This is a genomic window from Pseudomonas sp. Tn43 (assembly GCF_014192635.1).
Classification (GTDB): Bacteria; Pseudomonadota; Gammaproteobacteria; order Pseudomonadales; family Pseudomonadaceae; genus Aquipseudomonas.
In genome coordinates, this window is record NZ_JACHYG010000002.1 from 896,865 (window position 1) to 922,507 (window position 25,643).

Consider the following 25,643-nt stretch of genomic DNA (forward strand, 5'->3'; position numbering starts at 1 on the left):
GCCTTAGTGTTCGTGGTGTGAGGTAATGAGTTCGTGTGCAAGTGCGTGCGTGAACCAGTGTGCTGACTCTTCTGACGAGATGAACCGCTCGCCGTCTGTGAAGGAGGACAGTGCTGCGATGTCTTGATTTGAAAGCCGTTGCGTCATGACCCTGTGGTCGAATGTGCGAAAGATGGCGTAGGCATAAGGCGCATCGTTGTTCAGTAGCGCTTGCGCCGCCTGTTGGTCGTCCGCGTACAGATCAAAGGGAGTGGCCAGCCATCGCAAAGTGGGGTTGAGGTAAACCTGGGTTGGGCGACGCGCCTCCTGTCCATAGGGGCGGGGGACTGGGGTCTTATCGACCTCAACGTCAAACAGCATCCATTCGTACTCGATAAGGGGCCGCCCGATACCTGGCGGCAAGCGCGGCTGCATGAAGCGGACAAACTCGGTCGCGAGGTGAATGAATTCGGCCCGTGTTGCGCCAAAGCATGTGTAGAACGCATCGATATCCTGGCGTAGGCGCTCGGCACCGCGATGTTGGGTAAACCGCGGGAACATCGTGGTGACGAGCTCTTGGGCGTTCACCCGGACCAACTCGCCATACGGGCCGAGATCACCACGGCGAACGGCCTGACACCGACGCTCTGCTTCGCTGGCGACATCTGCTGCGATGCGAACGTTCATTGCAGGTTCCTGGTCGAGCCGGTCATGGCCTCATGGATGCTGCGCAGTTCCTCACAGAGCTCGTCAAGGCTGGGTATATTGTTGTCGCGCTCCAGCACAATGGGCTGCTCGCCGAACCGATGAACCGCATAGGCACCCAGATTAAGCACGGCGGCCGAAACGTCGGTTCCATGGGTATCCAGGACCCGCTCTTGAGGACCATTATCCAGATGGCCGGCAACGTGAAAGTAAGTCACCGCATCCGTGGGTAATGCATCTATGAATGTGTACGGATCGAATCCGTGATTGCGCGAGTTCACATACGCATTGTTGACATCCAGCAACAGCCCGCAGCTTGAGGCGTCGATCAGCCGAGCGATGAATTCGGTCTCGGCCATCTGTCCCTCCTCATCGTAGTAGTAGGAGATGTTCTCCAACGCGATACGCCGGGATAGGTAATCCTGCACTGCCTTGATCTTATCGACCATCAGCTGCAGGCTGGCCTGCGTGCGACGTACCGGAATCAGCTCGTAAAGGTAGCCGCAGCTATCACGTGACATGCTGACGTGATCGCTGTAGATCGCAATGTCGTAGGTGTCCAAGAAGGTCTTCACAGCGCTCAAGTAATTCATATCCAGCGGTTGTGCGTCGCCGATGGACAGGCTCAAGCTGTGGGCCACCAGTGGATATTTATCTGCGATGGCATCGAGTTGTTCCAGGCTCTCTCCACCCAACCCCATCCAGTTGTCGGGTACGACTTCCAGAAAGTCGAAGTCATTCCGGATGGGGCCGTTGGCGAGAGACGAGGCAAACTCACGTCGGAGCCCAAGCCCTCGTCCTTGGATAATCATTGGCCACAAACCCCTTCGGAGAGCTTCTTCTGGGGCGTTTCGACGATGTCGTAACCCTCGGCGGTCAGGCCACATTTACCGTCACGTGTGCGGACCAGGCGACCCTGCGGGTCTTGACTGAGTTTGGTCTGACCGTAGATCTTTTCGGTGCCGCACTTGCCGCTGGCACACTTGCCGCCACCCGTGGCGGCCTTGGCGGTGGCCGGTGGTGGGGTTTCACTGGCATGAGCCGGCTGGCTGATGACGGCGAACGAGGCGAGCGAAGCTACGGCGATGGACAGTGCGAGTGTGTGTTTCATTGGATGCTCCTGAGTCATGGCATTTCGAAGCGCGACAGATCACGACCTGCGTAAACCGGGCCGTGGTAGTAGCGTTTGATGATTTCGACATTGCTATCCTTATCCTTCAAAGACTTACCCATGAAGTGATTGAGGATGAGCATTTTGGGATTGACGGCTGCGGCAATCTTGCCGACGACCGTGGGTGTTGCATGGAGGAATTTAGAGGTGTCGTCGGCATCGTCATCGATGGCAGCCGGCATAACCAGGATGTCAGCGCCCTTGGCAAAGTCGACGAAGCCGGCACGACTGCCGTTCTGATCCGCGGAGATCACGATCGTGCCGCACTTGCCTTCGATGCGAAACGCCAGGGTCGGCACATCACCGTGCGGAATGCCGTACGCATAAACCTTAACCTCGGCGTCTTGATAGACGAGGGAGGCTTTCTCGGCGTGGCGATCCACGTTGATAATCGGGCTGACCTTTAGATTCAGCCCATCGCTGCCATCATGCAGGCCCTCCAGGTAGGCAAACGAGCCCGTCTTGGCAGCAAACGTGTCATGAAAGAATTCCGTCATGCTCGGGAATGAATCAGAGCCGTCCGGCCCGACCAGTGCGGTTGTATGGCCCGAGGCCATAAAATACGCGCCCTTCAAGATGGCGGGTAAGTCGACGCTATGGTCTGTGTGGAAGTGCGAAATGCCGATGAAGTTCAGGTCTTCCAATCGGGCATGCGCCTGACCAAAGCGAAGGTACGTACCGCCGCCAGCGTCAATGAGCAGTCGCGACTTTCCATCAATCCAGACTATTTCCCCCGATGAAGCACGAGCGTCGTCAGAGATTGGGCCACCAGAACCGAGCAGTTGAATGCTCATGGAATGCGATGTGTCACAGCTGGTTGTAGCGGCGAATGCACCGCTGGAGAGTACCGCCAAGCTAAGAGCGGTGGCGATTCGCATAATTTTTTTCACAGTGAAGCTCCAAGCGGACTGAAGTGGAATGTGCGGGTCACCGAGTGGTGCCAAGCAGCACCAATGAGGTGTGACACATCGTCATCTACAGTTGATGTATGCACCATTGCTTGTTTTTGATAGGTCGCATGCCTTTTTGGTATGCATTAGCGCGATGTTGCCGTGTGGGCAGATTTCACTCTCTCGCTGGGCAGGGTACGCAAGCCATGCCGATAGGGCATGGCACACATGCGAAAAATGTCATCGTGCAAATCGAGTGAAAGTGGAAGGATGAATTCGTATCAATCATCGGCCCATCCCGCATTACTTGCTAATGGAAATACCATGGTCATTTCTCGTCCCTTTTTTCGCGCTGAACTTGTCCCTGGAGGACGTTCCCCCGTTCATCCCGATGGGGAATCAGACTTTTCTAGGCAGTATCACAATTGTGAGTGTCCGGCTTATTAGCCCTCTACACATCTCATGCAGTGACGCCTCATGAGTTTCAAGGTGGGGCGAGATTGCACTACAACTTTTGCATTGTTCTGTTCGTAGATGGTTTGAGTCGGATTAGTTGCAGCAGGCGATTTATCAGCTAACAAGAAACTAACCGATAGAGAGATGATTCAATGAAATTGTTTATGCTTGGATTTACTACCTTGCTCACCAGCGGTTCAGTTTTTGCTGATACTGCCGAGCACTCATCGGTGATTCACGACAAGACCGGCTTCTATGTTCATATGGATGTCGCAAAAGTCATATCAATTACTGATGTCTCGGACCAGTGCGGTGTGATTTTCGCACGTCTCGATTACCTGGATCATCAGGGGCGGGAGCATGTTTTGGACTATCTGGTTCAAGGAAGTTGCACGAACGAAAACTGATGATCACTTAACGGTCAGTTAAGTTTCATATAGCCCAAGCAGCAGCCTCTTTTATCACCTCAGGAAAATGTATCCTATGAAACTGTCTACTCTTGTCATTACCGGCCTATTATCCGTTATCCCTGTCGCGGCCTTTGCCGAAGACGGTTCTGACCGGGCCCGTGCCCGTTGGGAGGCGTTCCAGGCCAGTCAGGTGGAGACCCACGCTGAAGCCGCGCAAAAGACCTTGGCAGGCCAGACCAAAAAATCCGCAGCAGACACTACTGAACAGAAGCAACAGTCCGATATCTGATCATTCGAACCGGCTCACTTGGAACGGGTGTTTAATTTAGCGCCCGATAATACGGGCGTTTTTTGCTTGTGCGCAGGAGACGTGGACGAAGGCGGAGCCGGACACGCTGATGGCACGGCTGCTTGCACCCGCCAATTTCAAGCGTGCGTATCAGTACGTTGAAACGAGAGAGAACTTCCAACCCATCCGGTTTGATGTCGAGGATGATCAGGTCAGGCATTCGCGGAGGCACTCCGTATGAAATGATGGTGAAAGATTTTGGTCGAAAGTAGCCGGTAGCGGATGACGCTACCGGTTAAAATCAGGCACTCAAATGCGTCCGCAGAATCGAGGGGAACTCAAGTAGATCTTGTTTTTTATTAGTTGCTTAAGACGTGGGATTACTGCCGAGTATTGTTCTGTGCTCGCTGAGTTTCTTTTTCCTTTTTGTGATTATTGATGTCTAGCCAGGCACCCCAAGCGATGATGATGACTCCAAAAACGACCAATAGAATCAGTTGAATGGTAAGCATGGCTGTCTCCCTATAAAGGGTCTATTGGACTTGCAATTGCATTCCATGCCAAATTGAAGTTGTTACAGTATCTTTCAGCGATGGACGGATATGGCGAGCCGTGCTCAATAACGGGGTGGTCGTTTTCTGAATTTATACGAATGAGCACTAAGCCCTGCCTGTGCGACACTCTGATTTTAAGAATCTTCTTATATCCAATCAGATAATGCAGCTGTCACATTCTTCTCCATTAGTCTTCTCGCTATTGAACAACCATGAAAATAGATAGATCCATAAAAACTTTACACAACCCTTTTTATGCTGGCTGTTTTCTATTCTGCGACTGCTGTTGGCGCCGCCCCGACGTGTCATACCGTTACGTAGTAAATCATACTCAAAACTCCCGACTTTTTCGAAGTGGTGCAGGGGCAGGCCGTCGACGTATTTGGTCGCCAGCTACATCGCCAACACATTGGGGCTGACCATGGTTGTGGCAGGGCCTTTGAGCGCCAAGGCCAATTGATCGCAGGCCTGGCCGACGGTTTGCGGGATGGCCAGCCCGGCAACAAAGCGGGTCCGGACGCACCAGGGCAATGGATGTCGAACCACGGGCGAACCATTCCTTGAGGCGGCCGGTGCTGTCACCGACGCGAATCACACCGGGGCTGGCGTTACTGGCGGCCTTGAGTTGCACCTCTGGCAACACCTGTATAAACCGCGTGCCTAGCGCTTGCCATTGCTCGATTTGAGCGGCCGTCAGGCCCCAAGTCGGATTGCAGCCCCAAGCAATGATCGCGAAGTGTCCACCGATCAACTTCATCGAGCAATACCGTCTCGCCGTTGTCGGTCAGCAGGCGGGGTTGAATGAACATCTAAAAGTCTTTTCGCTCGGTACGATCAAGGCGCCCTGGGTATATTGCGGCATCGGCTTGAAACGCATGTCCAGAAAGTAGCGTTTGACCGGCGGCCTATATTTGAGCAGCCACGACACACCATCACGCAGGATGTCTTGCCAGCGTTTGGGTGGCGCCAACACATAGCCGGCGAGCACGGAAAGGTCGATCATCGCCTCCGTGCAATAACTTCACGGCTATTCAGCCGATGTAATCTGCACGGCGTTCGTCTTCCGCGCACGCATGATCCAAAAAATCAGGAAACCAGCTACGCCGAAGGCGGCATTCAGAGCGACCATCGGAAAGGCCGTGTCGTCCTGCAGACGGCTAAGCAGCAGGCCAGAAACAGTCGCGCCGGCCATTTGAGCAAAACCGATAAAACCCGCCGCAAGACCAGCGCGAGTCGGGTTAGGAATTACTGCGCCTGCAACCGAACCTGGCAAGACCATGCCCGAGCCTAGCGTCAGCACCATCTGCGGCAGCATCAGGCCGGCCACCGATGGGCCGATGAGTTCATGAAGTACCAGTACCGAACCGGCGCCAACCGCAACCAGGCTGGTGCCGATGGCCACGATTTTTTCCGGACCGAACTTCATGATGGTGCGGTTGGTGAAGATCGCGCCAGCAATCAATCCCGAAACGATACCGCCGAAAACCAGGCCGTACTGGGTTGGACTCAATCCGAGTTGCCCGACGAGCACGCGCGAGGAGCCGGCAATAAAGCTGAACATTGCACCGTAGGTGCAGGCAATGGCAATGGCGAAGCTGCGCAGGGATGAGCCTTTGAGCAGCACTGCGTAGTTGCCCAGAAGCGTCTTTAACCTTCCCGCCTGCGAGTCGAGCTGCAGGTTGGTCTCCTTGAAGAACAGTGAGGCGACGAGAGCGGCAGCGCCAAACAATACAGTTGTGAACAAGACCGCGCGCCAGCCACCGGCATGGGTGGCAATCATTCCGCCAAGCACCGGCGAGAGCATAATCGCACTGAGCATGCCAATCACCGTGATGGCCATTACCGGACCGGCTTTTTCTTTCCAGACGTCGCGCACGATGCTACGTGCTACCACTAGCGCAACACAGGCTCCTAGTCCCTGGAGCGCGCGGCCGCCAATGAACTCAGGCATGCTCCCGGCGAATGCCATCCACAAGGAGGCGAGTACATAGGTGGCAACGCCGGCGAGCAGCATCGGTCGGCGACCGATGCGGTCCGACAGCGGGCCGAAAAACAATTGCCCGAGACCAAAGGCCGCGACAAACACCGACAACGCCGCCAGGGAGGCACCCGGCGCGGCGCCGAGCCCTGCCTCAAGGTCGCGCAGGCTAGGGATCAGCATCTGAGTGGAAATCTCCCCCAGTGCGCAGAGCCCGATCAATAGTGCAAGCAATATGCTGGAACGACTGGGAAGTTTCATGGCTTATCCAAGAGTGGAATGGAAAGATGCATGCCCGACTCTGTCGGGATTTCCGGCTGGCGTTCGAGGTGTAAAAACACCAAGGTGACAGCGGGGCAGGGCCTATCTATGGTTGCGTTCATAGCGAAAATCTCTTGGGGTGCTGCTGCGCAGCCGCGCTGGAAACTCTCCCTGTTTGCGCGGAATTATGGGCATAATAAAATTTCTTGTAAATATGATGTTTATAATATTTTTTGGCCGGCTGCTTCGGCACACAAACGTTTTGGTCATAGCCATGGTTGCGGAACGGGGCTATCGCAGCAATGAAATGAAGCTGGCGGAACAACTGATCGCCACTACGCCCGTGCCATTGCTGCTACTGGTTTAGAGAATCAGCAGGAATTCAAATCAGTCGATTGCTGGGATTGATCAGGCCACTTTGCTGATTGCGGAGATTACCGATAGCGCGGTCGACCTTGAACCACTCGAAAGCCTCCAGAGGTTCCCACTGCAATAGCATTATTTGCTCAGCACGCTTTTCCGATGTAGCTGGATTCAGCCATTCCCGGGCCAGCTCGGGATTGAGCGTCACCGGCTGCCAGTCGTGTAAATCTACCAGGCCACCCTTGCTGTCGGCGCTGATGAACACGAAGCCGTCATGTGCCTCCGGCTCATGCTCTGCGGTGGGAAACTGGCCTATCGCGGCGCAGAGAATTGGGGCGCAATCCTTGCGGCGAACCAGATAAGGCTGTGTTTTCGCTCCATCCTCATCTATCCATTCAAACCAGTTGTCGATCGCGACGATTGCCCGATGCGGCCATATCGCTGCAAAGAATGGATTATGGGCAACTCTGTCTACTCGGGCCTTGATCGGCGCGGCACGCTCCATTGCCCAGCGCGGCCGCCATCCCCAGCGCACTTTGTCGGCTCGCAGAAACTGACCTTCCTGGTGAAAGAGGGCGAGCTGAGCGGACGGCGCGACGTTGTAGAGCTCTAAAGGCTGGTCTCCTGCATAGTTGATCAATGCGTTTGGAATGTTCAGCGCCGCGACAAAGTCATGAATGCTTCGGTACTGGGAAAGACGTCCGCACATAGTTGGAAGCCTCCGATTGTGTTTTCAGCGTAGACCAGAACCTGGCGGCTTGATGAGGTAAACGTCGACCCGAACATCGGTTTGCGCTGTGGCGGCACTGATCCGCGGTCCAATCTAAAGATAGAAAAAGAGACTTCTGTTTCTTTTTTTCGTTAATGCACCACACGCAATACACGCAACGCGTGTCGAAATCAGACTCGAAAGTGGCGCACTCGGGCTATTGGCTTCCAGGTCAAGACGCGTAAGGTGACGCGTCACTTCATGGCTGTGTGCGGCTGTGATGCTTGATTTAGAAACTCCGGAGCGTTGAGGTACGCCGCGTTCGAGACGCGGCTACAGGGAAAAATGATGATCGCCTGACCCTCAGTCAGTACGCCCTAACGTCGATCACCAGAGAACAAAAAAGAACAATGAATAACCTGAACTCCAGAGATTCGAACGGTCAGTTGGCGCAGGGTTTCAAACCGCGTCACGTCACAATGCTTTCTATTGCCGGGATCATCGGCGCAGGTTTGTTTGTTGGCTCCGGACATGCCATCGCTGCGGCGGGGCCGGCGGTATTACTGGCTTATCTGTTTTCCGGCCTTTTGGTCGTTCTGGTCATGCGCATGCTGGGCGAAATGGCGGTTGCCAACCCGGACACCGGATCTTTCTCTACCTACGCCGACCAGGCAATCGGGCGTTGGGCTGGGTTCACCATCGGCTGGCTCTATTGGTGGTTCTGGGTGCTGGTGATACCCATCGAGGCGCTCGCGGCCGGGCATGTATTGAACCAATGGTTCCCGCAGATCGATACCTGGTTGTTTGCCTTGACGTCAATCATCCTGTTGGTCGTGACCAACCTGTTCAGCGTGTCCAAATACGGCGAATTCGAATTCTGGTTTGCGATGGCCAAGGTCGTGGCGATCATCGGCTTTATCGGTCTTGGTTTTGCGGTGTTGATGGGTTGGATTCCCGAGCGCGAAGCCAGCGGGTTGAGTCGACTCATGGAGGAACATGGCGGTTTCGCGCCCAACGGTTTGTCCGCGGTTGTGGGGGCATTCATCACCATCATGTTCAGCTTCATCGGTACAGAAGCGGTAACCATTGCAGCCGCCGAATCCAACAACCCGGCGCAGAACATCGCCAAAGCCACACGCTCGGTGATCTGGCGGATCGGGGTGTTCTACCTGCTGTCCATTTTCGTGGTCATTTCCGTGGTGCCCTGGAATGATCCGTTGCTGGCGTCGGTGGGCTCCTACCAGCGAGCGCTGGAACTGATGAACATTCCCCACGCCAAATTCATGGTAGATGTCGTGGTGTTGATCGCCGTGGCCAGCTGCATGAACTCCTCGATCTATATTGCCTCGCGCATGTTGTTCTCGCTGGGCAAGCGCGGTGATGCACCGAAACCGCTGAAGGCGACGTCATCGGATGGCGTGCCGAGGGCTGCGGTGATCGCCAGCACCGTACTGGGCGCCGGCGTGACCTTGTTCAGCTACTTCATGCCCGCCGGACTGTTTCAGTTTCTGCTCGCCAGCTCCGGCGCCATAGCCTTGGTGGTGTACCTGGCTATCGCAGTGTCGCAACTGCGCATGCGCAAGATTCTGCGTCGGCAGAATGTCACGCTGACCTTCAAAATGTGGTTGTTCCCCTGGCTCACCTGGTTGGTCATCGCCTTCATCTGCGCTGCGTTGGCGGTGATGATGGTGACGCCCGAGCACCGTATGGAAGTTACTTCGACCATCGGCCTGGCATTGGTGATTTCCTTTATCGGCCTTGTGACCTCGCGTCAGCATGGGCAGCCGCAGCGTGCAGTGTCGGCGGAAAGCGCATAGCAGCTGTATCTGCGTAAACCTGCTTGCGATCTTTTCAGTGTGCCAGCAGTGGCGGGGCGGTTAACGCCGCCAGCGCCACGGGCCATTACCGCTCACTGCGAGTAAACACTTCGATGGCTTACGACACCTCCAAGGCCGTTCCTCTTCAAACCATCGGTTTTTTGCTGCTGGACCAGTTCACGCTGATTTCTTTGGCATCTGCCATAGAGCCTCTGCGAATGGCCAATCAGTTGACCGGACAAGAGCTGTACCGTTGGCACACTTTCAGCTTGGGAGGCGAGCGGGTGTGGGCAAGCGATGGCATGCCGATCACTCCGGATGCGGCTATCAATAACGCACCGATACTGGATACCGTGATTGTCTGCGGTGGCATTGGCATTCAAAGTGCAGTGACCCGTGAGCACATTACCTGGTTGCGAGCCCAGGCGCGGCGGGCGAAGCGAATAGGGGGCGTGTGCACAGGGAGTTGGGCCTTGGCCCAGGCAGGCTTGCTCGATGGCTTCGACTGCAGTGTGCATTGGGAGTTTCTGGCGGCCATGCAGGAAGCTTTTCCGCGAGTGAACCTCAGCTCCAGTCTATTCACCCTTGACCGAGACCGCTTCACCAGCTCCGGTGGCACCGCGCCAATGGACATGATGCTGCACCTGATCAGTCGCGATCATGGTCATGAGCTGTCAGCGGCCATCTCCGACATGTTCGTCTACGAGCGAATCCGCAACGAACAGGATCATCAACGTGTACCCCTTAAACACATGCTCGGTACCCACCAACCGAAGTTGCAGGAAATCGTCGCCTTGATGGAGGCCAATCTGGAAGAGCCGATCGACCTCGACGAACTGGCGAATTATGTCAGTTTGTCCCGTCGACAGCTGGAGCGGTTATTCCAGAAATACCTGCATTCCTCACCCTCGCGCTACTACCTCAAGTTGCGTCTGATCCGCGCTCGTCAGTTACTCAAGCAAACGCCGATTTCGATAGTAGAGTTGTCGGTGGTGTGTGGCTTTGTGTCCACACCTCATTTTTCAAAGTGCTATCGCGAGTATTTTGGCATCCCACCCAGCGACGAGCGCTTGGCAGCGCAAACGCAACCTCAAGCGACATCAAGACCGGTTGTACAAGCACTGCCAATGGCAAGGTCGATGAGTTTGCTGGATCAGGCGCGTGACGAATCAACGTTCGCCAGTATCAAAATTCTGAAACCCTGAACGACCCGGTACGCGATAAAGTCAGCCTCTGCAGCCGAAATTGCGTCGATACTTCCCCAGCGATGAAGCATTGCATCGTGTTCGAGAAAGCCGCCGCCGTTTGAGCTGCCGCTGACGCTGGCTTCTGGATCCAATCAAGGACGGCTCGGCGAACTGCGCTCTCTGCTCTTTCGATAAGTTGCCAGTGAAGGCACAATGCGCATCCTTTTTTTGGCTGGCCTTGCCGGAGGCCTCGAAATGATCAAGACGCCGTACTACCTCATCGACAAACAAAAGCTGCTGGCGAACATGCAGAAGATCGCTTATGTGCGCGAACAGTCCGGGGCCAAGGCCCTGCTGGCACTCAAGTGCTTCGCCACCTGGTCGGTGTTCGACCTGATGCAGCAATACATGGACGGCACTACGTCGTCGTCGCTCTACGAGCTCAAGCTCGGTCGACAGAAGTTCGCTGGCGAGACCCATGCCTACAGCGTGGCCTGGGCCGACGACGAGATCGAGGAGATGCTCGACAACTGCGACAAGATCATCTTCAACTCCATCGGCCAGCTGCAGCGCTACGCCGAGGCTTCCGCAGGCAAGGTGCGCGGTCTGCGGGTCAATCCGCAGGTGAGCAGCTCGGATTACCTGCTGGCCGATCCGGCGCGGCCGTTCAGCCGTCTGGGTGAGTGGGATCCGGTGAAGATCGAGCAAGTCATCGAGCAGATCTCGGGTTTCATGTTCCACAACAACTGCGAGAACGCCGACTTCGGCCTGTTCGACCAAATGTTGAGCACCATCGAAGAGCGGTTCGGCCATCTGCTGCATAAGGTCGAATGGGTCAGCCTGGGCGGTGGCATTCACTTCACCGGTGAAGGCTACGCGATCGACGAGTTCTGCGCGCGGCTCAAGGCCTTCTCACAGAAATACGGCGTGCAGGTCTATCTGGAGCCGGGCGAAGCTGCCATTACTCAGAGCGCCTCGCTGGAAGTCACCGTGCTCGACACGCTCTACAATGGCAAGCAACTGGCCGTCGTGGACAGCTCCATCGAGGCGCATATGCTCGATCTGCTGATCTATCGCCTGAATGCCAAGCTGGCGCCCAGCGCGGGCGAACACACCTACATGGTGTGCGGCAAATCCTGCCTGGCCGGCGACATTTTCGGTGAATATCAATTTGATCGTCCCTTGGCCATTGGCGATCGGCTGTCGTTCGTCGACGCGGCGGGTTACACGATGGTCAAGAAGAACTGGTTCAACGGCCTGAAAATGCCGTCCATCGTAGTGAAACAACTCGACGGTAGTGTCGAGGTGGTTCGTGAGTTTGGTTTCAACGACTACATGTCCAGCCTTTCGTAAGCTGGCAGTGAAGGAGAGAGAGAAAAATTGAAGAAGAACGTACTTATCATTGGTGCAGGAGGTGTCGCCAAGGTGGTGGCCCACAAGTGCGCGCAGCACAACGATGAACTCGGTCGTATTGCTATCGCGTCGCGCAACATCTCCAAATGCCAGGCCATCATCGACAGCGTCAAGGCCAAGGGCAGCCTCAAAGAGCCCGCTGACATCAAAGCTTTCTCGCTGAACGCTCTGGATGTCGAAGCGACCAAGGCGCTGATCCGCGAAACCGGATCGCAGATCGTCATCAACGTCGGTTCTGCCTTCCTCAACATGTCGGTGCTGCGTGCCTGCATCGACACGGGCGCGGCCTATCTGGACACCGCCATTCACGAAGAACCGGGCAAGATCTGCGAGACACCGCCCTGGTACGGCAACTACGAGTGGAAGCACCTCGAGGAATGCAAAGAGAAGAACATCACCGCCATCCTCGGTGTGGGCTTCGACCCGGGTGTGGTCAACGCCTATGCAGCGCTGGCGCAACAACAGTATTTCGACCGTATTGATTCGATCGACATTCTCGACGTCAATGCCGGTTCCCATGGCAAGTATTTCGCCACCAATTTCGATCCGGAAATCAACTTCCGCGAATTCACCGGACAAGTGTGGAGCTGGCAGAACAGCCAGTGGACCAGCAACACAATGTTCGAAGTCAAACGCACCGACGACCTGCCAGTCGTAGGGGCGCAGAACCTGTACCTGACCGGCCACGATGAAGTGCACTCCCTGTCCAAGAACCTCGGCGTGCCCAACGTGCGTTTCTGGATGAGCTTTGGCGAGCACTACATCAATGTGTTCACCGTACTCAAAAACCTCGGCCTGCTCTCCGAGCAACCGGTCAAAACCGCTGAAGGCCTGGAAGTCGTGCCGCTGAAAGTGGTCAAGGCCGTGCTGCCTGATCCGAGCTCGCTGGCGCCCGGCTACACCGGCAAGACCTGCATCGGCGACCTGGTCAAAGGCACCAAGGATGGCCAGTCGCGCGAAGTGTTCATCTACAACGTGGCCGACCACGAAGAAGCCTTTGCCGAAACCGACAGCCAGGGCATTTCCTATACCGCTGGCGTGCCACCTGTGGCGGCCGCCCTGTTGGTTGCCCGTGGCGAATGGGATGTGCAGCGCATGGCCAACGTCGAGGAGCTGCCGGCCGAGCCGTTCCTCAACGCACTGGATGTGATGGGCCTGCCGACCCGCATCAAGGATGAGAATGGAGACCGTCCCTGGAATTGCAACGCCTGAGGCGCGCAAAATCCAGGTGAAACTCGTGTTCGCTCTAAACGCAAAAACGCCGCTCTTTGAGCGGCGTTTTTGTTTGTGCGTCTTGTGTGTCAGTCCCGGTACGGGACTTTACTGCAGGGGGGATTGCGCCTGATACACGTCCTGTTTTTTGCTCACGCTGGCGAGGCGGGGTTTGTCGCCTGGCGTCAGTAACCGCTCGATCGCACCACTCACCATGTTTTCCAGCAGACTGTCGCGCTCTTGTTCATCCAGCGAATAGTGCGTCAGCCAACTGGGCGCGCTGTTAAGCAAGGCGCCAATGGCATGACCGGCGGCCATCACGCCCTGTTCACTGAACCGGGGACGGATACGCAATATCAGCAGCAACTTGCGTTCGTACTGCTCGCGCAACTGCCGCACCCGTTGCTGCTGCTCTTCATTCAGGCAGCCGCTGTCGCGCTCCACCAGACGAAAATGCCAGGGCATTTCCTGATGCAGAGTGAGGTGCGCGCGAATCAATTGATTGAGTCTGTCGCGTTTTGCCGGGGCCGTTTGTTCGATGCGCCCCAACGTGGCCAGCAGCTCTTCGTAAAACTCCTCGATCAGATCTAGCAGCAAGTGCTGCTTGCTGGGGTAATGGTGATACAGCGAACCTGGGGAAAGCCCCAGGCTGGTCGCGAGCTCACGCATGCCGACTTGACCGAAACCCTTGCTGGCAAAGAGCTCCAGCACCTTGTCCCGGTATTCGGCGAAGCGCGAGCACCGCTCAGGCATAGGCATGGAAGCCACGCCCCGTTTTGCGTCCCAGGTAACCGGCGGCGACCATTTCCTTGAGCAGTGGAGCGGGGCGGTATTTGCTGTCGTTGAAGCCATCGTAGAAGGCCTCAAGGATTGCCAGCACGGTGTCCAGGCCGATCAGGTCCGCCAACGCCAGCGGGCCGATCGGCTGGTTGCAGCCCAGGCGCATGCCGGCGTCGATGTCGTCGACACTGGCCAGGCCTTCCTGAAACACCAGGATCGCTTCATTGATCATCGGCACCAGAATCCGGTTGACCACGAAACCCGGACGGTTGCCGGCGGTGATCGCGGTTTTGCCGAGTGTGGTCGCCATGTCCAGCGCCAGAGTGTGGGTGGCATCGCTGGTTTGCAGGCCACGAATCACTTCGATCAGGCCCATCACCGGCACCGGATTGAAAAAGTGCAGACCGATGAAACGCTCAGGCTGGCTCACACTGGCGGCGAGCTGGGTAATGGACAGCGACGACGTGTTGGAGGCGATCACGCAGTCAGCGCTGACCTGCGCGGCGATTTGTTGCAGCACGCGCAATTTCAGGTCGAGGTTTTCCGTGGCGGCTTCGATCACCAATTGCACGTTTTGCAGGCTGTTGTAATCGGTGCTGGTGCGAATCTTGTCGAGGGCAGCGAGTTTTTGCTCGTGCGTCAGCGTGTTTTTGGCGACCTGCCGATCGAGGTTTTTATCGACAGTCGCGATTGCCTTTTGCAGGGCGCTCTCGGCAATGTCGATCAAGGTCACGTTGAAGCCGGCCAAGGCGCAGACTTGCGCAATGCCATTGCCCATGGTGCCGGCGCCGATAACGCCAATGTTCTGAAGAGTCATGCGCATGTCCTTATTAAACCCGCTCGAACAACACAGCGATGCCTTGGCCGCCGCCGATGCACATGGTTGCCAGGGCATAACGGCCTTGGCAGCGATGCAGTTCGTGAATCGCTTTGGTGGCGATGATCGCGCCAGTGGCGCCCACCGGATGGCCCAGCGAGATGCCCGAACCGTTGGGGTTGACCTTCTGTGGATCGAAGCCCAGTTCTTGCGCTACGGCACAGGCCTGGGCAGCAAAGGCTTCGTTGGACTCGATCACATCGAGGTCGGCAACGGTCAGGCCGGCGCGCTTGAGCACCAGGCGGGTGGCGGGAATCGGTCCCAGCCCCATCATCGACGGTTCAACGCCTGCATGGGCATAACCCACCAGTCGAGCCATAGGTTTGAGGCCTTGTTCCTGAACAGTCTGGCCCGTGGCCATGATCAGTGCGCCGGCACCGTCATTGAGGCCGGACGCGTTGCCGGCGGTGACGCTACCATCTTTTTTGAAGGCGGGTTTCATGCGGCTCAATTGCTCGGCGTTGACCTCGGCCCGCACATGCTCATCCGTCGCGAACGTAACCGTGCCTTTACGGGTTTCGATTTCGATCGGCACGATCTGCCCGGCAAAACGCCCTTCGGCAATCGCCCGGGCAGCGCGCTGCTGGCTGAGCAGCGCCAATTCATCCTGGGCCTGACGCGTGATGCCATAGTGTTCGGCGATATTTTCAGCGGTGATACCCATGTGGAAACCGGCAAACGGGTCTTGCAGCACCCCAAGCATGTAGTCGATGGCCTGCATGTCGCCCATGCGTGCGCCCCAGCGCGCCTGTGGCAACAAGTACGCGCCTCGGCTCATGGACTCGACGCCACCCGCCAGCGCAGCGCCTGCATCGCCCAGCATCAAACTTTGCGCAGCGCTGACAATCGCCTGCAAACCCGAACCGCACAGGCGGTTGACGTTGAAGGCGGGCGTCTCTTTCGTCAGGCCGGCATTGATTGCTACGGCGCGAGAGATGTAGGCATCACGCGCCTCGGTCGGGATCACATGGCCCATCACCGCATGGCCGATGTGCTCGGGCGCCAGGCCTGAACGCTCGATGGCAGCACGGCAAACGTCGGTTGCCAACTGAATAGGCGGCACATCCTTGAGTGAACCGCCAAAGCTGCCAATGGCTGAACGGACGGCGCTCACTACAAAAATATCGGAATGGTTCATGTTGGCTCTCTGAATAGGTCTTTTTTGTTGGCACGAGTCTAGAATCAGCAGCGCCACTGGCCTATGCCAAAACTGTTCAAGGGTGATGGCGTTTTTTGCCATGTTCAGATGTGACGAGAGAGGCATTCAAATGCGGGAAACGGATTCGGTGGCGGTTTACTTCATGTACCCCATGATCCATGCGTTACGTGAGCAACCGCAGCGTCTGCGGTCAGTGCTTGAACAGGCGGGCATTGATCCGGCACTGATGGACCAGCCGACGGCACGGGTGCCGGCCAAGGCTTTCGCCGCGTTGTGGCTGGTGCAGATTCGTGAATTGAACGATGAATTTTTCCGGCTGGACTCCCATGGAATGCCGCCGGGCAGTTTTGCCTTGATCTGTCGGGCGTTGATTCAGGAACCGACGCTGGAAAAGGCCATGCGCCAGTGCCTGGCCAATTTCGGCCTGTTCTTGCGTGATTTTCGCGGCACATTGAGCGTGCGGGGCAAGCGTGCGGTCATCAGCTTGCAGACCCATGCGCAGAACAGCGAGGTCAGCCGGTTGGGCGAGGAAACGTTTCTGGTGTTGATGATCAGCCTGTTGTGCTGGCTGGGCGGGCGGCGCATTCCGATCGATCGGGCGGACTTTCGTCATCAGCGTTTGTCGTTGCGTGACGATGCCATGCTCTGGGGCCCCAACCTGACCTTTGGCACCGAACGCACCGAAATCGAGTTCGCCAGTCACTACCTGCGCCTGCCGGTGATTCAAGACCTTGCTTCGTTGAAAGTGTTTTTGCGCACCGCACCGCAATGGCTGGTGATTCGTTTCCGCAACCAGCATGGGCTGACTTCGCAGGTTCATCAGCGCCTGCGCCACAGCCATTACAGCGAATGGCCGACCTTGCAGGCCTTTGCCCTGGAGCAGCACCTGAGCCCCAGCACCTTTCGCCGCAAACTGGGACGTGAAGGCTGTTCGTATCAGGAAATCAAGGATGAAGTGCGGCGAGCGGTGGCGTTTGAACGGTTGCGCCAGAGCAAGGCGAGCATCAGCGATATTGCCGAGCAGTTGGGATTCCAGGAGCCGAGTGCGTTCCATCGCGCATTCAAGAAGTGGACAGGGGAGAGCCCGGGGCGGTATCGGGCGCGGTTTCAGGCATCGGAGGCGATTGATTGATAAATGGTGCTTGCTCGCGATGCGCAGGCCCGCGAGCAGTTCTTCCGTGCCATGACACTGAACACCGGCTCTGCCACTGCTCAACCGCTTACGGCTGCGTTGTCGTTTCGCAGGCCCGTCGTTGCGCCATCACAAACAAAATCGATGAACGCTCGTAACTTTGGCGTCAGGTAGCGGCTCGACGGCCATACCACCTGGATGTTCAGCGTGCGCAGCACTTTGTCGTCCAGTATCGACACCAGCGCTCCGGTCGCCAGTGCCTCGCGTACCGCAAACTCCGGGACGCAGGCGATGCCCAGGCCTTGGCGGGCCATGTGGATCAGCATTTCCAGATTATTGCAGACCATCGTGGCCGGTACTTTCAACTCGCTGCCTTCGGCAAGCCCCGGCAGTGGCCATTTTTCCAGCTTGCCTGTGGAAGGCAGTTTGTAATGCAGGCAGTGGTGCTCCTGCAGTTGCTCGACATTCTGCGGGTAGCCGTGGCTCGCAAAGTAACTGGGGGCGCCAACCAGGTAGAAGCTGAAGCTATCGAGTTTCCTGGCCATTAACCGGGAGTCGTGCAACTGGCCAGTGCGCACCACGGCGTCGAAACCTTCCTCGACCACATCCACCAGCCGATCGGTGAAGTCCAGCTCCAGCTGGACTTCCGGATAATGCTGCATGAATCGTGAGAGCTGCATGAACAGAACGTTGCCCAGCAGCGGCAGGCTGATGCGCAGTTTACCTCGCGGTGTCTCGCTTGAGCTGGAGAGTTCCTGCTCGGCGGCTTCCAGTTCGTTAAGCACCCGGCGGCAGCGCTCCAGAAACAACGAGCCTTCGCTGGTCAGGTTGATGCTGCGGGTATTGCGATGGAACAGGCGTACGCCGAGTTTCTTTTCCATGCGCGCGATGCTCTTGCCCACCGCGGAGGCGGAGATCCCCAGCAAACGGCCGGCCCCAACAAAACTGCGGCTTTCGGCAACCTGCACAAACACCGTGATGCCATTGAGCTTATCCAACACTCACTCCTTTGACTGCGGACCAAAAGGTCCGTGAACCTCGGAATTGTAGCCTCTGTTTCCAGATAACGGCCCCCTCTACCATCGAGACATCAAGTCCTTCAATCCCACTGTTCAGGCCCGCCAATGTCAGTCACCGAACCGCTTCGCCCATTACAGTTTCTCCGCGCGTTTGAATCCGTCCCGCTGGCCTCATGCATCGATGCAGTGCTGGAGCAGACCTTGCGCGATCAGCGCCTGGTTGGCGCAGTGGTGCTGGTGGCTCACCGCGGCAAGCTTATTTACCGGCGCGCAGCCGGGTTTGCCGACCGAGAGGCGCAGTTACCGATGCGCGAGGATGCCTTGTTTCGGCTGTCTTCGGTGTCCAAGCCGATCGTTTCGGTGGCGGCACTGGCGCTGATCGGCCAGGGCAAACTCAACCTGGATGACGACATCAGCCGCTGGCTGCCTGACTTCAAGCCGACCCTGAGCGACGGCCAGCCAGCCACGATCACGGTGCGTCAATTGCTGAGCCATACCGCCGGCTTCACCTATGGTTTTCTGGAAAGCGATCAGGGTGGCCCTTATCGCGATGCCGGTGTGTCCGATGGCATGGAGCGCAGCAACCTGACGCTGGAAGAAAACCTGCGCCGCCTGAGCCACGCGCCCTTGTTGTACAAACCGGGCAGCTCATGGGGCTACTCGATTGCGACCGATGTCCTGGGCGGCGTGATTGCTGGGGTCACCGGCACCTCGCTAGCCGCTGCAATCGACGCGTTGATCGCCAAGCCATTGGGTTTGCGCGATATCGGTTTCAGCGTGTCCGACGCCAGCCGCCTGAGCCCGGCGTACCTGAACGATCAACCACAGCCGCGGCGCATGAAAGAGCTGGAAGTGGTGCCGGTTTTCGAAGGCACCGCCGGCATCAAGCTGGAGCCGAGCCGGGCCCTCGACCCACAGGCTTTCAACTCCGGTGGTTCGGGATTGATCGGCAGTGCCGGTGAGTTCCTGCAATTGCTCGAAACCCTGCGCAAAGGCGGGGCGCCGTTGTTGCCTGAAGCGCTGGTGGAAGAAATGGCCACCAACCAGACTGGCGAGCTCGAACTGGAAAACTGGCCCGGTCGCGGCTTCGGTCTGGGCTTTACCGTGCTCAAGGACCCGGCTGCCGCCCAGACTGCCGAGTCGGTGGGTAGCTGGCGATTGGGCGGTGCCTATGGACACTCCTGGTTTGTCGACCCGACCGAGCAATTGACGGTCGTTGCCTTCACCAATACCGCCTTCGAAGGCATGTTCGGACAATTTACCGTCGACCTGTGCAACGCCGTTTATGGGGCGATCAAAAGTGACCGCAACAACGTCGTGGCCCCGCTGGAGTCAGACTCATGAAAATGCTCCATCCGATCTACTTTCTCGCTCTAGGTCTGTTTGGCGTTTACACCATTGAGTTTGGCGTGGTCGGGATTCTTCCGGTGATCATCGAGCGCTTCGCGATCAGTGCGGCCCAGGCGGGCCTCTTGGTGGGGTTGTTTGCGCTGATCATTGCGGTTTTCGGCCCGGTTATGGTCTTGCTGTTGTCGCGCTTCAATCGCAAGAAGATCCTGACGTTTGCATTGTTCATTTTTGCCGGCACCAGCGCGCTATCGGCCTACGCACCCAACTTTGAATCGCTGATGGTGCTTCGGATCATCCCTGCGTTGTTTCACCCCGTGTACTTTTCCCTGGCCTTTGTCGCGGCCGTTTCGCTGTACCCGCCGCAGGAGTCGACCCGCGCCGCTGCCAAGGCTTTTGTCGGCACCAGCATGGGCATGGTGTTGGGGGTGCCGTTGACGACGCTGATCGCCGCGCAGTTTTCCTATGAAGCGTCGTTTCTGTTCTGCGCCGTGGTCAACTGCATTGCCGGTCTGGGGATCATTGCCAAGCTGCCGGACGCGCCCGACAAACAGCGGGTTTCCTATAAAGAGCAACTGGCCATTCTGCGCAAGTTCCCGCTCTGGCTGAACATCACCGCCTCGACGCTGATTTTTGCCGCGATGTTTTCCGTCTACAGCTACTCAGCCGAGTATCTGGCCAAGGAAGCGGGCATGAGCGCGCTGATGATCAGCATCCTGCTGGTGATCTTCGGTATTGGCGGCGTCGCGGGCAATCTGTATGCCGGCAAGCTGATCGGTCGGAACATGGTTCGCACAACCCTCCTGCACCCGATCCTGCTGGCCGGTGCCTATGGGCTGTTGTACCTGTTCGCCGGCCCGTCCCTGATGACCATGCTGGTTATCGTGGTGTTCTGGGGCGCGACCCATACCAGCGGGCTGATCGTCACACAGATATGGCTGACCTCCGAAGCGCCGGAAGCCCCCGAATTCGCCACCGGCATTTATATCTCGTTCATCAACCTGGGCGTGACCATTGGCTCAACGACGGGTGGATGGTTCCTGGCACGCATGGGCTTGCAGGGCACCCTTTACAGCGGTTTGCTATATGCCGCGCTGGCCGTGTTGGCCATCGTGGTGAAAGTCCTGTTTTTCAATGCCGAGACGCGCAAGGGAGGCGTGCAGATCGCCGCGGATTGAGTTGAACTCATATGCTCGTTGTTTGAGGCGATCCGGCCAATTGCTGCACACAGTCCTTCGGCATGATCTAAGCTCCAGAAGATGGTTTTTGCGAGCAGGGGTTTCAATGCGAAGCACACCTGAAAACAGCCTGAAAAATGCGTTGAAAGCCTGTAGAGAGAGCTTTATTTCTGTTGGCTTTTTCAGCTTTTTCATCAACGCACTCATGCTCGTGCCCACCTTCTATATGCTTCAGGTGTATGGGCGGGTGATGGCCAGCGGAAGCCTGACAACCCTGGCAATGCTGACGCTGATCATGACCGGGCTGATCATCACGCTTGGCTCCCTGGAATGGATCCGTTCGCGCATCATGGTTCGGGTCAGTACCCGACTGGATGTGTTGCTGAGTCGCCAGGTCTACAAGGCCAGTTTCAAACGGGCGCTGGACAGCGGCGGGATGGATGCCTCGGCCCAGTCACTCAACGACTTGACGGGTTTGAGGCAGTTTCTCTCCGGTAATGGGTTGTTCGCCTTTTTCGATGCGCCCTGGTTGCCTATCTACATCGCCGTGATGTTCATGTTTCACCCCTGGTTTGGCTGGGTGGCGACGGGCAGTGCGCTGCTGTTGTTATTGCTCGCGTTTATCAACGAAAAGCTGACGGGGCCAGCGCTGGCCCAGGCGAACAAGGAACATATCGGCGCGACGCTCTACACCACGAAGAATTTGCGCAACGCTGAAGTCATCGAGTCCATGGGCATGCTTGAGACCCTGATGGATCGTTGGGGTCACCGGCAAAGAAATGTTCTGTTGCTACAGGCCCAGGCCAGCGATAGAGGTGCCATTGTCAGCACGATTTCCAGAACGTTCCGGATCCTGGTGCAATCATTGATCCTGGGTCTGGGGGCCTACTTGGCCGTGGATCATCAAGTGGGGGCAGGCCTGGTATTTGCTGGCGCCGTGCTACTAGGGCGCGCATTGGCGCCCATCGATCTGATCATCGGCAGCTGGAGGGGCTTTATTGCGGCTCGCTCGCAATACGGCCGTCTCAACGACATCCTCGACAAACAACAGGCTCAACCCGAGCGTATGTCGTTGCCTGCGCCCCAGGGCCATGTGCAGGTGGAGAATCTGGTGGTTGCGGCACCTGGGTCGAGAACCCCGATCATCAACAACATAAGTTTCAGCGTACCTGCCGGCTGCGTTGTCGGCATCATCGGTCCCAGTGCCGCGGGCAAATCGACCCTGGCCAGGGCATTGATGGGGGTATGGGTGCCGCTGCACGGCGTGGTCCGCCTCGATGGTGCGGACATCAGCGCATGGGATAAAGATGAGCTTGGACCGTATATAGGTTACTTGCCCCAGGACATTGAGCTGTTCGAAGGCAGCATCAGCGAGAACATTGCGCGCTTTGCCGAGGTCGACTCGGTAAAAGTCATTCAGGCTGCCAGGACCGCTGGCGTCCACGAAATGATTTTGCAATTGCCCGATGGTTACGACACCGTCATCGGCAGTGAAGGCCTCACGCTGTCGGGAGGGCAACGCCAGCGCATCGGACTGGCCCGCGCCCTGTATGGCAGCCCGCGACTGATCATTCTCGATGAGCCCAACTCCAATCTTGATGAAGTCGGTGATCGCGCCCTGGTGGCAGCTATCCAGCAGATCAAGCAGAGCGGCGCGACCCTGTTCGTCATTACCCACCGAACCAACATCGTGTCGCAACTTGACCGGCTCATGGTGATGAACGCAGGAGTTATCAGCCTCTATGGGCCACGCGAGCAAGTGCTCGCCGAGCTTGCGCAGAAACATCAGGCACAAAAGCACGCCATGTCGGCAGGCGCCACCATGGCTTCGGTCAAAACCAGCAAGGGGGACGCCGATGAACCCTACGATGCCCAGTCGTCAAATTGAAAGCTTCGCTGGCTTGCCGATATCTGATCGTAAAGTACGCCGCCTGGGCATTGCTATTGTCGGGGTGACCTTCGGCCTGTTCGGCACTTGGGCGGCGCTTGCGCCCCTGGACGGTGCCGCTTACGCGCCGGGGGTGGTCACCGTGCAGACTTACCGCAAAACGGTCCAGCATCCTGAAGGGGGCATCGTCAAAGCGGTACTGGTCCATGACGGCGACATCGTCAAGCGTGGTGATCCGCTGATCATTCTTGATGATGCCCAGTTGCGCTTCGAATACGAGATGACCCGAGGTCAGTTGGTCGCGACCAGAGCGATGGAGGCAAGGCTGAGAGCCGAGCGCGACTCGCTGTCAGCAATCAGCTTTGGGGAGATAGCCGACCCGGAGAGTTTGCGTGGTGTGGAGGCGCGTCAGGGCGAGACTCGGGTATTCAACGCCAGACAAGGCTCGCGGCTGGGCCAGATGGCGGTGTTGCGCGAGCGCGTCGGCCAGTTGAGTCAACAGATCAAGGGACTGGAATCGATGATTGCTGCCAAAGTTCATCTGGAGAAATCCTACAGCGGTGAAATCGTTGAACTGACCGACCTGCTCAAGCAAGGGTTCGTGGATAAACAACGCCTGCTCGAGCAGGAACGCAAGCTGGGGATGCTCAGGTCGGAGGTGGCCGATCACCGTTCTGCCATTAACAAGACCCGCCTGCAGATCAATGAAACGCAACTGCAAATTCTGCAAATCGACAAGGATTTCAACACCGAAGTGGCCAAGGAGCTGGCCGAGGTTCAGACCCGAATGTACGACCTGCAAGAGAAAACCTCGTCTCTGGAGGACCGGCTCAGTCGTATTGTGATCCGCGCACCCGACGCGGGCATGGTGATTGGCATGACCGTGCACACCATCGGTGGTGTGGTGAGCCCGGCGACGCCGCTGCTGGATATCGTTCCATCGGTTTCCGAGCTGGTCATAGAGGCCCAGGTGGCGCCGGTGGATATTGATCGCGTCGCCATCGGCAAGCGTGCCGATATCCGTTTCGGTGCATTCAATAGCTCGACCACTCCCGTGATTGAAGGCGAGGTCAGCAGCGTATCGGCTGACCGGCTGGTCAACGAAAAGGCGGGGACGGCTTATTACCTGGCGCGGGTGCGGGTAACCGAGGAGGGCATACGCACGTTGGGTGAGCGTAAGTTGTTGCCGGGGATGCCGGCGGACGTCTTGATCATCACCGGGCAACGCACGTTGTTGCAGTACCTGATGCAACCGGCTCGCGATGCCATCGCTCAATCGATGATCGAGGAATAGCCGATGAGTGCGTCGACAGTTCTGCTGGGCGGTGTGTTCATGTTTGCAGCGGGTAGCGCTCTGGCGCAAACCCTTGCGCCAACACCGACTGGAGTCAGCGCGTCGACGTTTTCCACCGACCTCATGCAGTTGTACCGTGAGTCACGGCTGGAAGATCCGCGGGTACTGGCTTCCTATGCGCAAGCCCAGGCGGGCAAGGAACATCAGCGTGAGGCGATGGGGGCGCTGTTCCCGCAGGTCTCGCTCAACGCCGGGACGAATCGGATTCATCAGGAGAGCGACCTGGTGGAGCAAAGTTACGACAGTGAAAACTACAGCCTGGTGCTGCGTCAGTACCTTTACAACAAGGCCGCGTGGGAGAACTACCAAAAATTCAAAAGCCTGGCCAAGCAGTCCGAATCCCAGGCGCTGGATGCTCAGGCCGAGGCCACAGTGGACCTGGCGCAGCGTTACTTTGCCGCGTTGGCCGCCGAGGATGAACTGGAGTTGGTGAGGGCAGAGCGTCGAACCACGCAAAAGAGCCTGGACCGAGTCAATGCGTTGTACGAAAAGCAGCTGGCATTGATTACTGATCAGCTCGACCTCAAGGCCCGGGTAGATTTGCTGGCGGCGCAGGAACTGGATGCGCAGAACCGGGCCAGTATCAGTCGCGAGGAGCTGGCGGAGATCGTCGGCCGGCCGGTCAAGGAGAAGCTCAACCGGATTCGCGATGACGTGCAACTACGGGTTTCGGCGCAGAGTCTGGAATCCTGGGTGCGCGAGGGTATAGCGCTAAACCCGGCGCTCAAGGCCAACGAGAGCAGCGTCGAGGCAGCGGGCGCGGCGTTGCGCAGCGGCAAGGGCGGACACTATCCGACCCTGAGCCTTACGTTGAGCGCGCAGCAGACCAACGAGGGCTACAACAATGCCCTGGCGCCGCGCACCGACAGCTATGTCGCCGGGATTGGCGTGCAGGTGCCGCTGTACAGCGGCGGTTCGACCTCGGCGCGGGTGCGTGGGCTCTATCAGGATCAGATTACCGCCGAACAGGAACTGGAGGCGATCCGGCGCCGGGTGGTCAAGGAGATCACCAGCGCTTACCTGACCGCCAATTCCAGCGGAGAAAAGATCAGTGCGAGCCGCAATGCCCTGGCCTCGGCACAGCTGTCCAGAGTGGCGGCAGAGAAAGCGCTCGATTACGGAATGGTCAATGCCGTCGATGTACTGGCCACCGTACGCAACGAATTCCGGGCGCGTCGTGATCTGCTCAAAACGCAGTACGAATTCGTCACTAATGTCCTCACGCTCAATCGCTGGGCGGGAAAGCTGCCTGCCGAAAGTGTTGAAAGCGTTAATGGCTGGTTGGGCGCCGGCAGTTCCAGCCAGAACTTCACATCCCCCTGATCCTGCCGCAATACCGCCTGCGTCGTCGATAAATTGACGCCAGTATTGCGATTACGTCTGCGTGCAAGCCATTCGTCGGTTAATTGACGATTTTGAGCGCGGCCAGACTTTGATTGCAAGTCGCCACGGCACGCCTAAGACCCTGATTTTCCTTTAATTAATAGGCGTTCGGTACAACGGCCGGGCTACCCG

Annotated in this window: 26 protein-coding genes; 13 read left to right on the plus strand and 13 right to left on the minus strand. The window is 57.4% G+C overall.

Translation table 11 applies throughout. From position 1 onward, the window contains the following. Positions 1-3: 3 nt before the first annotated feature. The 4 genes from FHW68_RS08340 to FHW68_RS08355 are packed head-to-tail and all read right to left on the minus strand — an operon-like array spanning position 4 to position 2,745. The gene (locus tag FHW68_RS08340) at positions 4-666 is read right to left on the minus strand and encodes a hypothetical protein (RefSeq protein ID WP_183679884.1); all 663 of its coding nucleotides are present in this window, start codon (positions 664-666) and stop codon (positions 4-6) included. Beyond that, entirely contained in the window at positions 663-1,496 is an 834-nt protein-coding gene (locus tag FHW68_RS08345; protein ID WP_183679886.1) for a DUF692 domain-containing protein, read from the minus strand. Before FHW68_RS08345 ends, FHW68_RS08340 begins: the two co-directional genes overlap by 4 nt. Then, the gene (locus tag FHW68_RS08350; RefSeq protein WP_183679888.1) at positions 1,493-1,795 is read right to left on the minus strand and encodes a hypothetical protein; all 303 of its coding nucleotides are present in this window, start codon (positions 1,793-1,795) and stop codon (positions 1,493-1,495) included. The genes FHW68_RS08345 and FHW68_RS08350 overlap by 4 nt, the downstream gene beginning before the upstream one ends. 14 nt (positions 1,796-1,809) lie before the next feature. Beyond that, entirely contained in the window at positions 1,810-2,745 is a 936-nt protein-coding gene (locus FHW68_RS08355; protein ID WP_311655259.1) for an MBL fold metallo-hydrolase, read from the minus strand. 608 nt (positions 2,746-3,353) lie between these two features. Here FHW68_RS08355 and FHW68_RS08360 point away from each other — a divergent pair. Further along, positions 3,354-3,608: a DUF2790 domain-containing protein gene (locus FHW68_RS08360; protein WP_183679891.1), complete on the plus strand. Its 255-nt coding sequence runs from the start codon at positions 3,354-3,356 to the stop codon at positions 3,606-3,608. A 76-nt stretch (positions 3,609-3,684) separates the two neighbouring features. Next, the gene (locus tag FHW68_RS08365) at positions 3,685-3,900 is read left to right on the plus strand and encodes a hypothetical protein (protein ID WP_183679893.1); all 216 of its coding nucleotides are present in this window, start codon (positions 3,685-3,687) and stop codon (positions 3,898-3,900) included. Positions 3,901-4,280: 380 nt separating this feature from the next. Here FHW68_RS08365 and FHW68_RS27255 read toward each other — a convergent pair whose 3' ends face one another. The 4 genes from FHW68_RS27255 to FHW68_RS08375 form a co-directional block, all read right to left on the minus strand. Further along, on the minus strand, positions 4,281-4,412 hold the full coding sequence (locus FHW68_RS27255; RefSeq protein WP_260296378.1) for a hypothetical protein: 132 nt from the start codon (positions 4,410-4,412) through the stop codon (positions 4,281-4,283). A gap of 435 nt (positions 4,413-4,847) precedes the next feature. Further along, entirely contained in the window at positions 4,848-5,000 is a 153-nt protein-coding gene (locus FHW68_RS27260) for a hypothetical protein (RefSeq protein ID WP_260296379.1), read from the minus strand. A gap of 238 nt (positions 5,001-5,238) precedes the next feature. Then, entirely contained in the window at positions 5,239-5,457 is a 219-nt protein-coding gene (locus tag FHW68_RS27265; RefSeq protein ID WP_260296380.1) for a hypothetical protein, read from the minus strand. A gap of 24 nt (positions 5,458-5,481) precedes the next feature. Further along, positions 5,482-6,693, minus strand: a complete 1,212-nt coding sequence (locus FHW68_RS08375; protein WP_183679895.1) for a multidrug effflux MFS transporter — start codon at positions 6,691-6,693, stop codon at positions 5,482-5,484. 30 nt (positions 6,694-6,723) lie between these two features. Here FHW68_RS08375 and FHW68_RS08380 point away from each other — a divergent pair, with 30 nt between their 5' ends. Further along, positions 6,724-6,999 (plus strand): hypothetical protein, encoded by a 276-nt coding sequence (locus FHW68_RS08380; protein ID WP_183679897.1) that lies wholly within the window; start codon positions 6,724-6,726, stop codon positions 6,997-6,999. Positions 7,000-7,075: 76 nt separating this feature from the next. On the opposite strand, the gene FHW68_RS08385 is transcribed toward FHW68_RS08380, so the two are convergent. After that, positions 7,076-7,765: an SOS response-associated peptidase family protein gene (locus FHW68_RS08385; RefSeq protein ID WP_183679899.1), complete on the minus strand. Its 690-nt coding sequence runs from the start codon at positions 7,763-7,765 to the stop codon at positions 7,076-7,078. A gap of 410 nt (positions 7,766-8,175) precedes the next feature. Here FHW68_RS08385 and gabP point away from each other — a divergent pair, with 410 nt between their 5' ends. The 4 genes from gabP to FHW68_RS08405 all read left to right on the plus strand — a co-directional run bounded on the left by gabP (position 8,176) and on the right by FHW68_RS08405 (position 13,394). Next, positions 8,176-9,582 carry a GABA permease gene (gene gabP / locus FHW68_RS08390; RefSeq protein WP_095631993.1) on the plus strand — a complete coding sequence of 469 codons (1,407 nt, stop codon included), beginning with the start codon at positions 8,176-8,178 and terminating at the stop codon, positions 9,580-9,582. 113 nt (positions 9,583-9,695) lie between these two features. After that, positions 9,696-10,787: a GlxA family transcriptional regulator gene (locus FHW68_RS08395; protein WP_183679901.1), complete on the plus strand. Its 1,092-nt coding sequence runs from the start codon at positions 9,696-9,698 to the stop codon at positions 10,785-10,787. A gap of 237 nt (positions 10,788-11,024) precedes the next feature. Next, positions 11,025-12,122, plus strand: a complete 1,098-nt coding sequence (gene nspC, locus FHW68_RS08400) for a carboxynorspermidine decarboxylase (protein ID WP_183679903.1) — start codon at positions 11,025-11,027, stop codon at positions 12,120-12,122. Between the two features lie 27 nt (positions 12,123-12,149). Then, positions 12,150-13,394 (plus strand): saccharopine dehydrogenase family protein, encoded by a 1,245-nt coding sequence (locus FHW68_RS08405; protein ID WP_183679905.1) that lies wholly within the window; start codon positions 12,150-12,152, stop codon positions 13,392-13,394. A gap of 108 nt (positions 13,395-13,502) precedes the next feature. On the opposite strand, the gene FHW68_RS08410 is transcribed toward FHW68_RS08405, so the two are convergent. Genes FHW68_RS08410 through FHW68_RS08420 form a run of 3 tightly spaced genes read right to left on the minus strand, consistent with a single transcriptional unit; the run spans position 13,503 to position 16,189 of the window. Continuing rightward, a complete protein-coding gene (locus FHW68_RS08410) occupies positions 13,503-14,153 on the minus strand; it encodes a TetR/AcrR family transcriptional regulator (RefSeq protein ID WP_183679907.1) in 651 nt (216 codons plus the stop codon). Next, a complete protein-coding gene (locus FHW68_RS08415) occupies positions 14,140-14,991 on the minus strand; it encodes a 3-hydroxybutyryl-CoA dehydrogenase (RefSeq protein ID WP_095631997.1) in 852 nt (283 codons plus the stop codon). Before FHW68_RS08415 ends, FHW68_RS08410 begins: the two co-directional genes overlap by 14 nt. Before the next feature lie 13 nt (positions 14,992-15,004). Then, complete coding sequence (locus FHW68_RS08420; protein ID WP_095631998.1) at positions 15,005-16,189, minus strand: acetyl-CoA C-acyltransferase family protein; 1,185 nt, start codon at positions 16,187-16,189, stop codon at positions 15,005-15,007. A 130-nt stretch (positions 16,190-16,319) separates the two neighbouring features. Between FHW68_RS08420 and FHW68_RS08425 the strand changes: the two genes are divergently transcribed. Then, complete coding sequence (locus tag FHW68_RS08425) at positions 16,320-17,342, plus strand: AraC family transcriptional regulator (RefSeq protein ID WP_183679908.1); 1,023 nt, start codon at positions 16,320-16,322, stop codon at positions 17,340-17,342. 80 nt (positions 17,343-17,422) lie between these two features. Here FHW68_RS08425 and FHW68_RS08430 read toward each other — a convergent pair whose 3' ends face one another. Next, positions 17,423-18,340, minus strand: coding sequence for a LysR family transcriptional regulator (locus FHW68_RS08430; RefSeq protein WP_183679910.1), 918 nt, complete (start codon positions 18,338-18,340; stop codon positions 17,423-17,425). Between the two features lie 126 nt (positions 18,341-18,466). On the opposite strand from FHW68_RS08430, the gene FHW68_RS08435 reads away from it, so the two are divergent. From FHW68_RS08435 to FHW68_RS08455, 5 genes are all read left to right on the plus strand, one after another. After that, the gene (locus tag FHW68_RS08435) at positions 18,467-19,705 is read left to right on the plus strand and encodes a serine hydrolase (protein ID WP_183679912.1); all 1,239 of its coding nucleotides are present in this window, start codon (positions 18,467-18,469) and stop codon (positions 19,703-19,705) included. Continuing rightward, entirely contained in the window at positions 19,702-20,886 is a 1,185-nt protein-coding gene (locus tag FHW68_RS08440) for an MFS transporter (RefSeq protein WP_183679914.1), read from the plus strand. Before FHW68_RS08435 ends, FHW68_RS08440 begins: the two co-directional genes overlap by 4 nt. A gap of 106 nt (positions 20,887-20,992) precedes the next feature. Beyond that, a complete protein-coding gene (locus tag FHW68_RS08445; protein WP_183679916.1) occupies positions 20,993-22,774 on the plus strand; it encodes a type I secretion system permease/ATPase in 1,782 nt (593 codons plus the stop codon). Then, positions 22,755-24,068: an HlyD family type I secretion periplasmic adaptor subunit gene (locus FHW68_RS08450; RefSeq protein WP_095632004.1), complete on the plus strand. Its 1,314-nt coding sequence runs from the start codon at positions 22,755-22,757 to the stop codon at positions 24,066-24,068. The genes FHW68_RS08445 and FHW68_RS08450 overlap by 20 nt, the downstream gene beginning before the upstream one ends. Positions 24,069-24,071: 3 nt before the next feature. After that, the gene (locus FHW68_RS08455) at positions 24,072-25,451 is read left to right on the plus strand and encodes a TolC family outer membrane protein (protein ID WP_095632005.1); all 1,380 of its coding nucleotides are present in this window, start codon (positions 24,072-24,074) and stop codon (positions 25,449-25,451) included. The last annotated feature ends 192 nt before the right edge of the window (positions 25,452-25,643 follow it).

Excerpts from the sequence above, each read along its gene's own strand:
- FHW68_RS08445 (WP_183679916.1), top strand. The coding sequence starts at position 20,993 with ATGCGAAGCACACCTGAAAACAGCCTGAAAAATGCGTTGAAAGCCTGT.
- FHW68_RS08360 (WP_183679891.1), top strand. The coding sequence starts at position 3,354 with ATGAAATTGTTTATGCTTGGATTTACTACCTTGCTCACCAGCGGTTCA.
- FHW68_RS27265 (WP_260296380.1), bottom strand. The coding sequence starts at position 5,457 with ATGATCGACCTTTCCGTGCTCGCCGGCTATGTGTTGGCGCCACCCAAA.
- gabP (WP_095631993.1), top strand. The coding sequence starts at position 8,176 with ATGAATAACCTGAACTCCAGAGATTCGAACGGTCAGTTGGCGCAGGGT.
- FHW68_RS08450 (WP_095632004.1), top strand. The coding sequence starts at position 22,755 with ATGCCCAGTCGTCAAATTGAAAGCTTCGCTGGCTTGCCGATATCTGAT.
- FHW68_RS08435 (WP_183679912.1), top strand. The coding sequence starts at position 18,467 with ATGTCAGTCACCGAACCGCTTCGCCCATTACAGTTTCTCCGCGCGTTT.
- nspC (WP_183679903.1), top strand. The coding sequence starts at position 11,025 with ATGATCAAGACGCCGTACTACCTCATCGACAAACAAAAGCTGCTGGCG.
- FHW68_RS08385 (WP_183679899.1), bottom strand. The coding sequence starts at position 7,765 with ATGTGCGGACGTCTTTCCCAGTACCGAAGCATTCATGACTTTGTCGCG.
- FHW68_RS08440 (WP_183679914.1), top strand. The coding sequence starts at position 19,702 with ATGAAAATGCTCCATCCGATCTACTTTCTCGCTCTAGGTCTGTTTGGC.
- FHW68_RS08420 (WP_095631998.1), bottom strand. The coding sequence starts at position 16,189 with ATGAACCATTCCGATATTTTTGTAGTGAGCGCCGTCCGTTCAGCCATT.
- FHW68_RS08375 (WP_183679895.1), bottom strand. The coding sequence starts at position 6,693 with ATGAAACTTCCCAGTCGTTCCAGCATATTGCTTGCACTATTGATCGGG.
- FHW68_RS08410 (WP_183679907.1), bottom strand. The coding sequence starts at position 14,153 with ATGCCTATGCCTGAGCGGTGCTCGCGCTTCGCCGAATACCGGGACAAG.
- FHW68_RS08455 (WP_095632005.1), top strand. The coding sequence starts at position 24,072 with ATGAGTGCGTCGACAGTTCTGCTGGGCGGTGTGTTCATGTTTGCAGCG.
- FHW68_RS08380 (WP_183679897.1), top strand. The coding sequence starts at position 6,724 with ATGCCCGACTCTGTCGGGATTTCCGGCTGGCGTTCGAGGTGTAAAAAC.
- FHW68_RS08345 (WP_183679886.1), bottom strand. The coding sequence starts at position 1,496 with ATGATTATCCAAGGACGAGGGCTTGGGCTCCGACGTGAGTTTGCCTCG.
- FHW68_RS08425 (WP_183679908.1), top strand. The coding sequence starts at position 16,320 with ATGCGGGAAACGGATTCGGTGGCGGTTTACTTCATGTACCCCATGATC.
- FHW68_RS08415 (WP_095631997.1), bottom strand. The coding sequence starts at position 14,991 with ATGACTCTTCAGAACATTGGCGTTATCGGCGCCGGCACCATGGGCAAT.
- FHW68_RS27255 (WP_260296378.1), bottom strand. The coding sequence starts at position 4,412 with ATGCTTACCATTCAACTGATTCTATTGGTCGTTTTTGGAGTCATCATC.
- FHW68_RS08365 (WP_183679893.1), top strand. The coding sequence starts at position 3,685 with ATGAAACTGTCTACTCTTGTCATTACCGGCCTATTATCCGTTATCCCT.
- FHW68_RS08350 (WP_183679888.1), bottom strand. The coding sequence starts at position 1,795 with ATGAAACACACACTCGCACTGTCCATCGCCGTAGCTTCGCTCGCCTCG.
- FHW68_RS08340 (WP_183679884.1), bottom strand. The coding sequence starts at position 666 with ATGAACGTTCGCATCGCAGCAGATGTCGCCAGCGAAGCAGAGCGTCGG.
- FHW68_RS08395 (WP_183679901.1), top strand. The coding sequence starts at position 9,696 with ATGGCTTACGACACCTCCAAGGCCGTTCCTCTTCAAACCATCGGTTTT.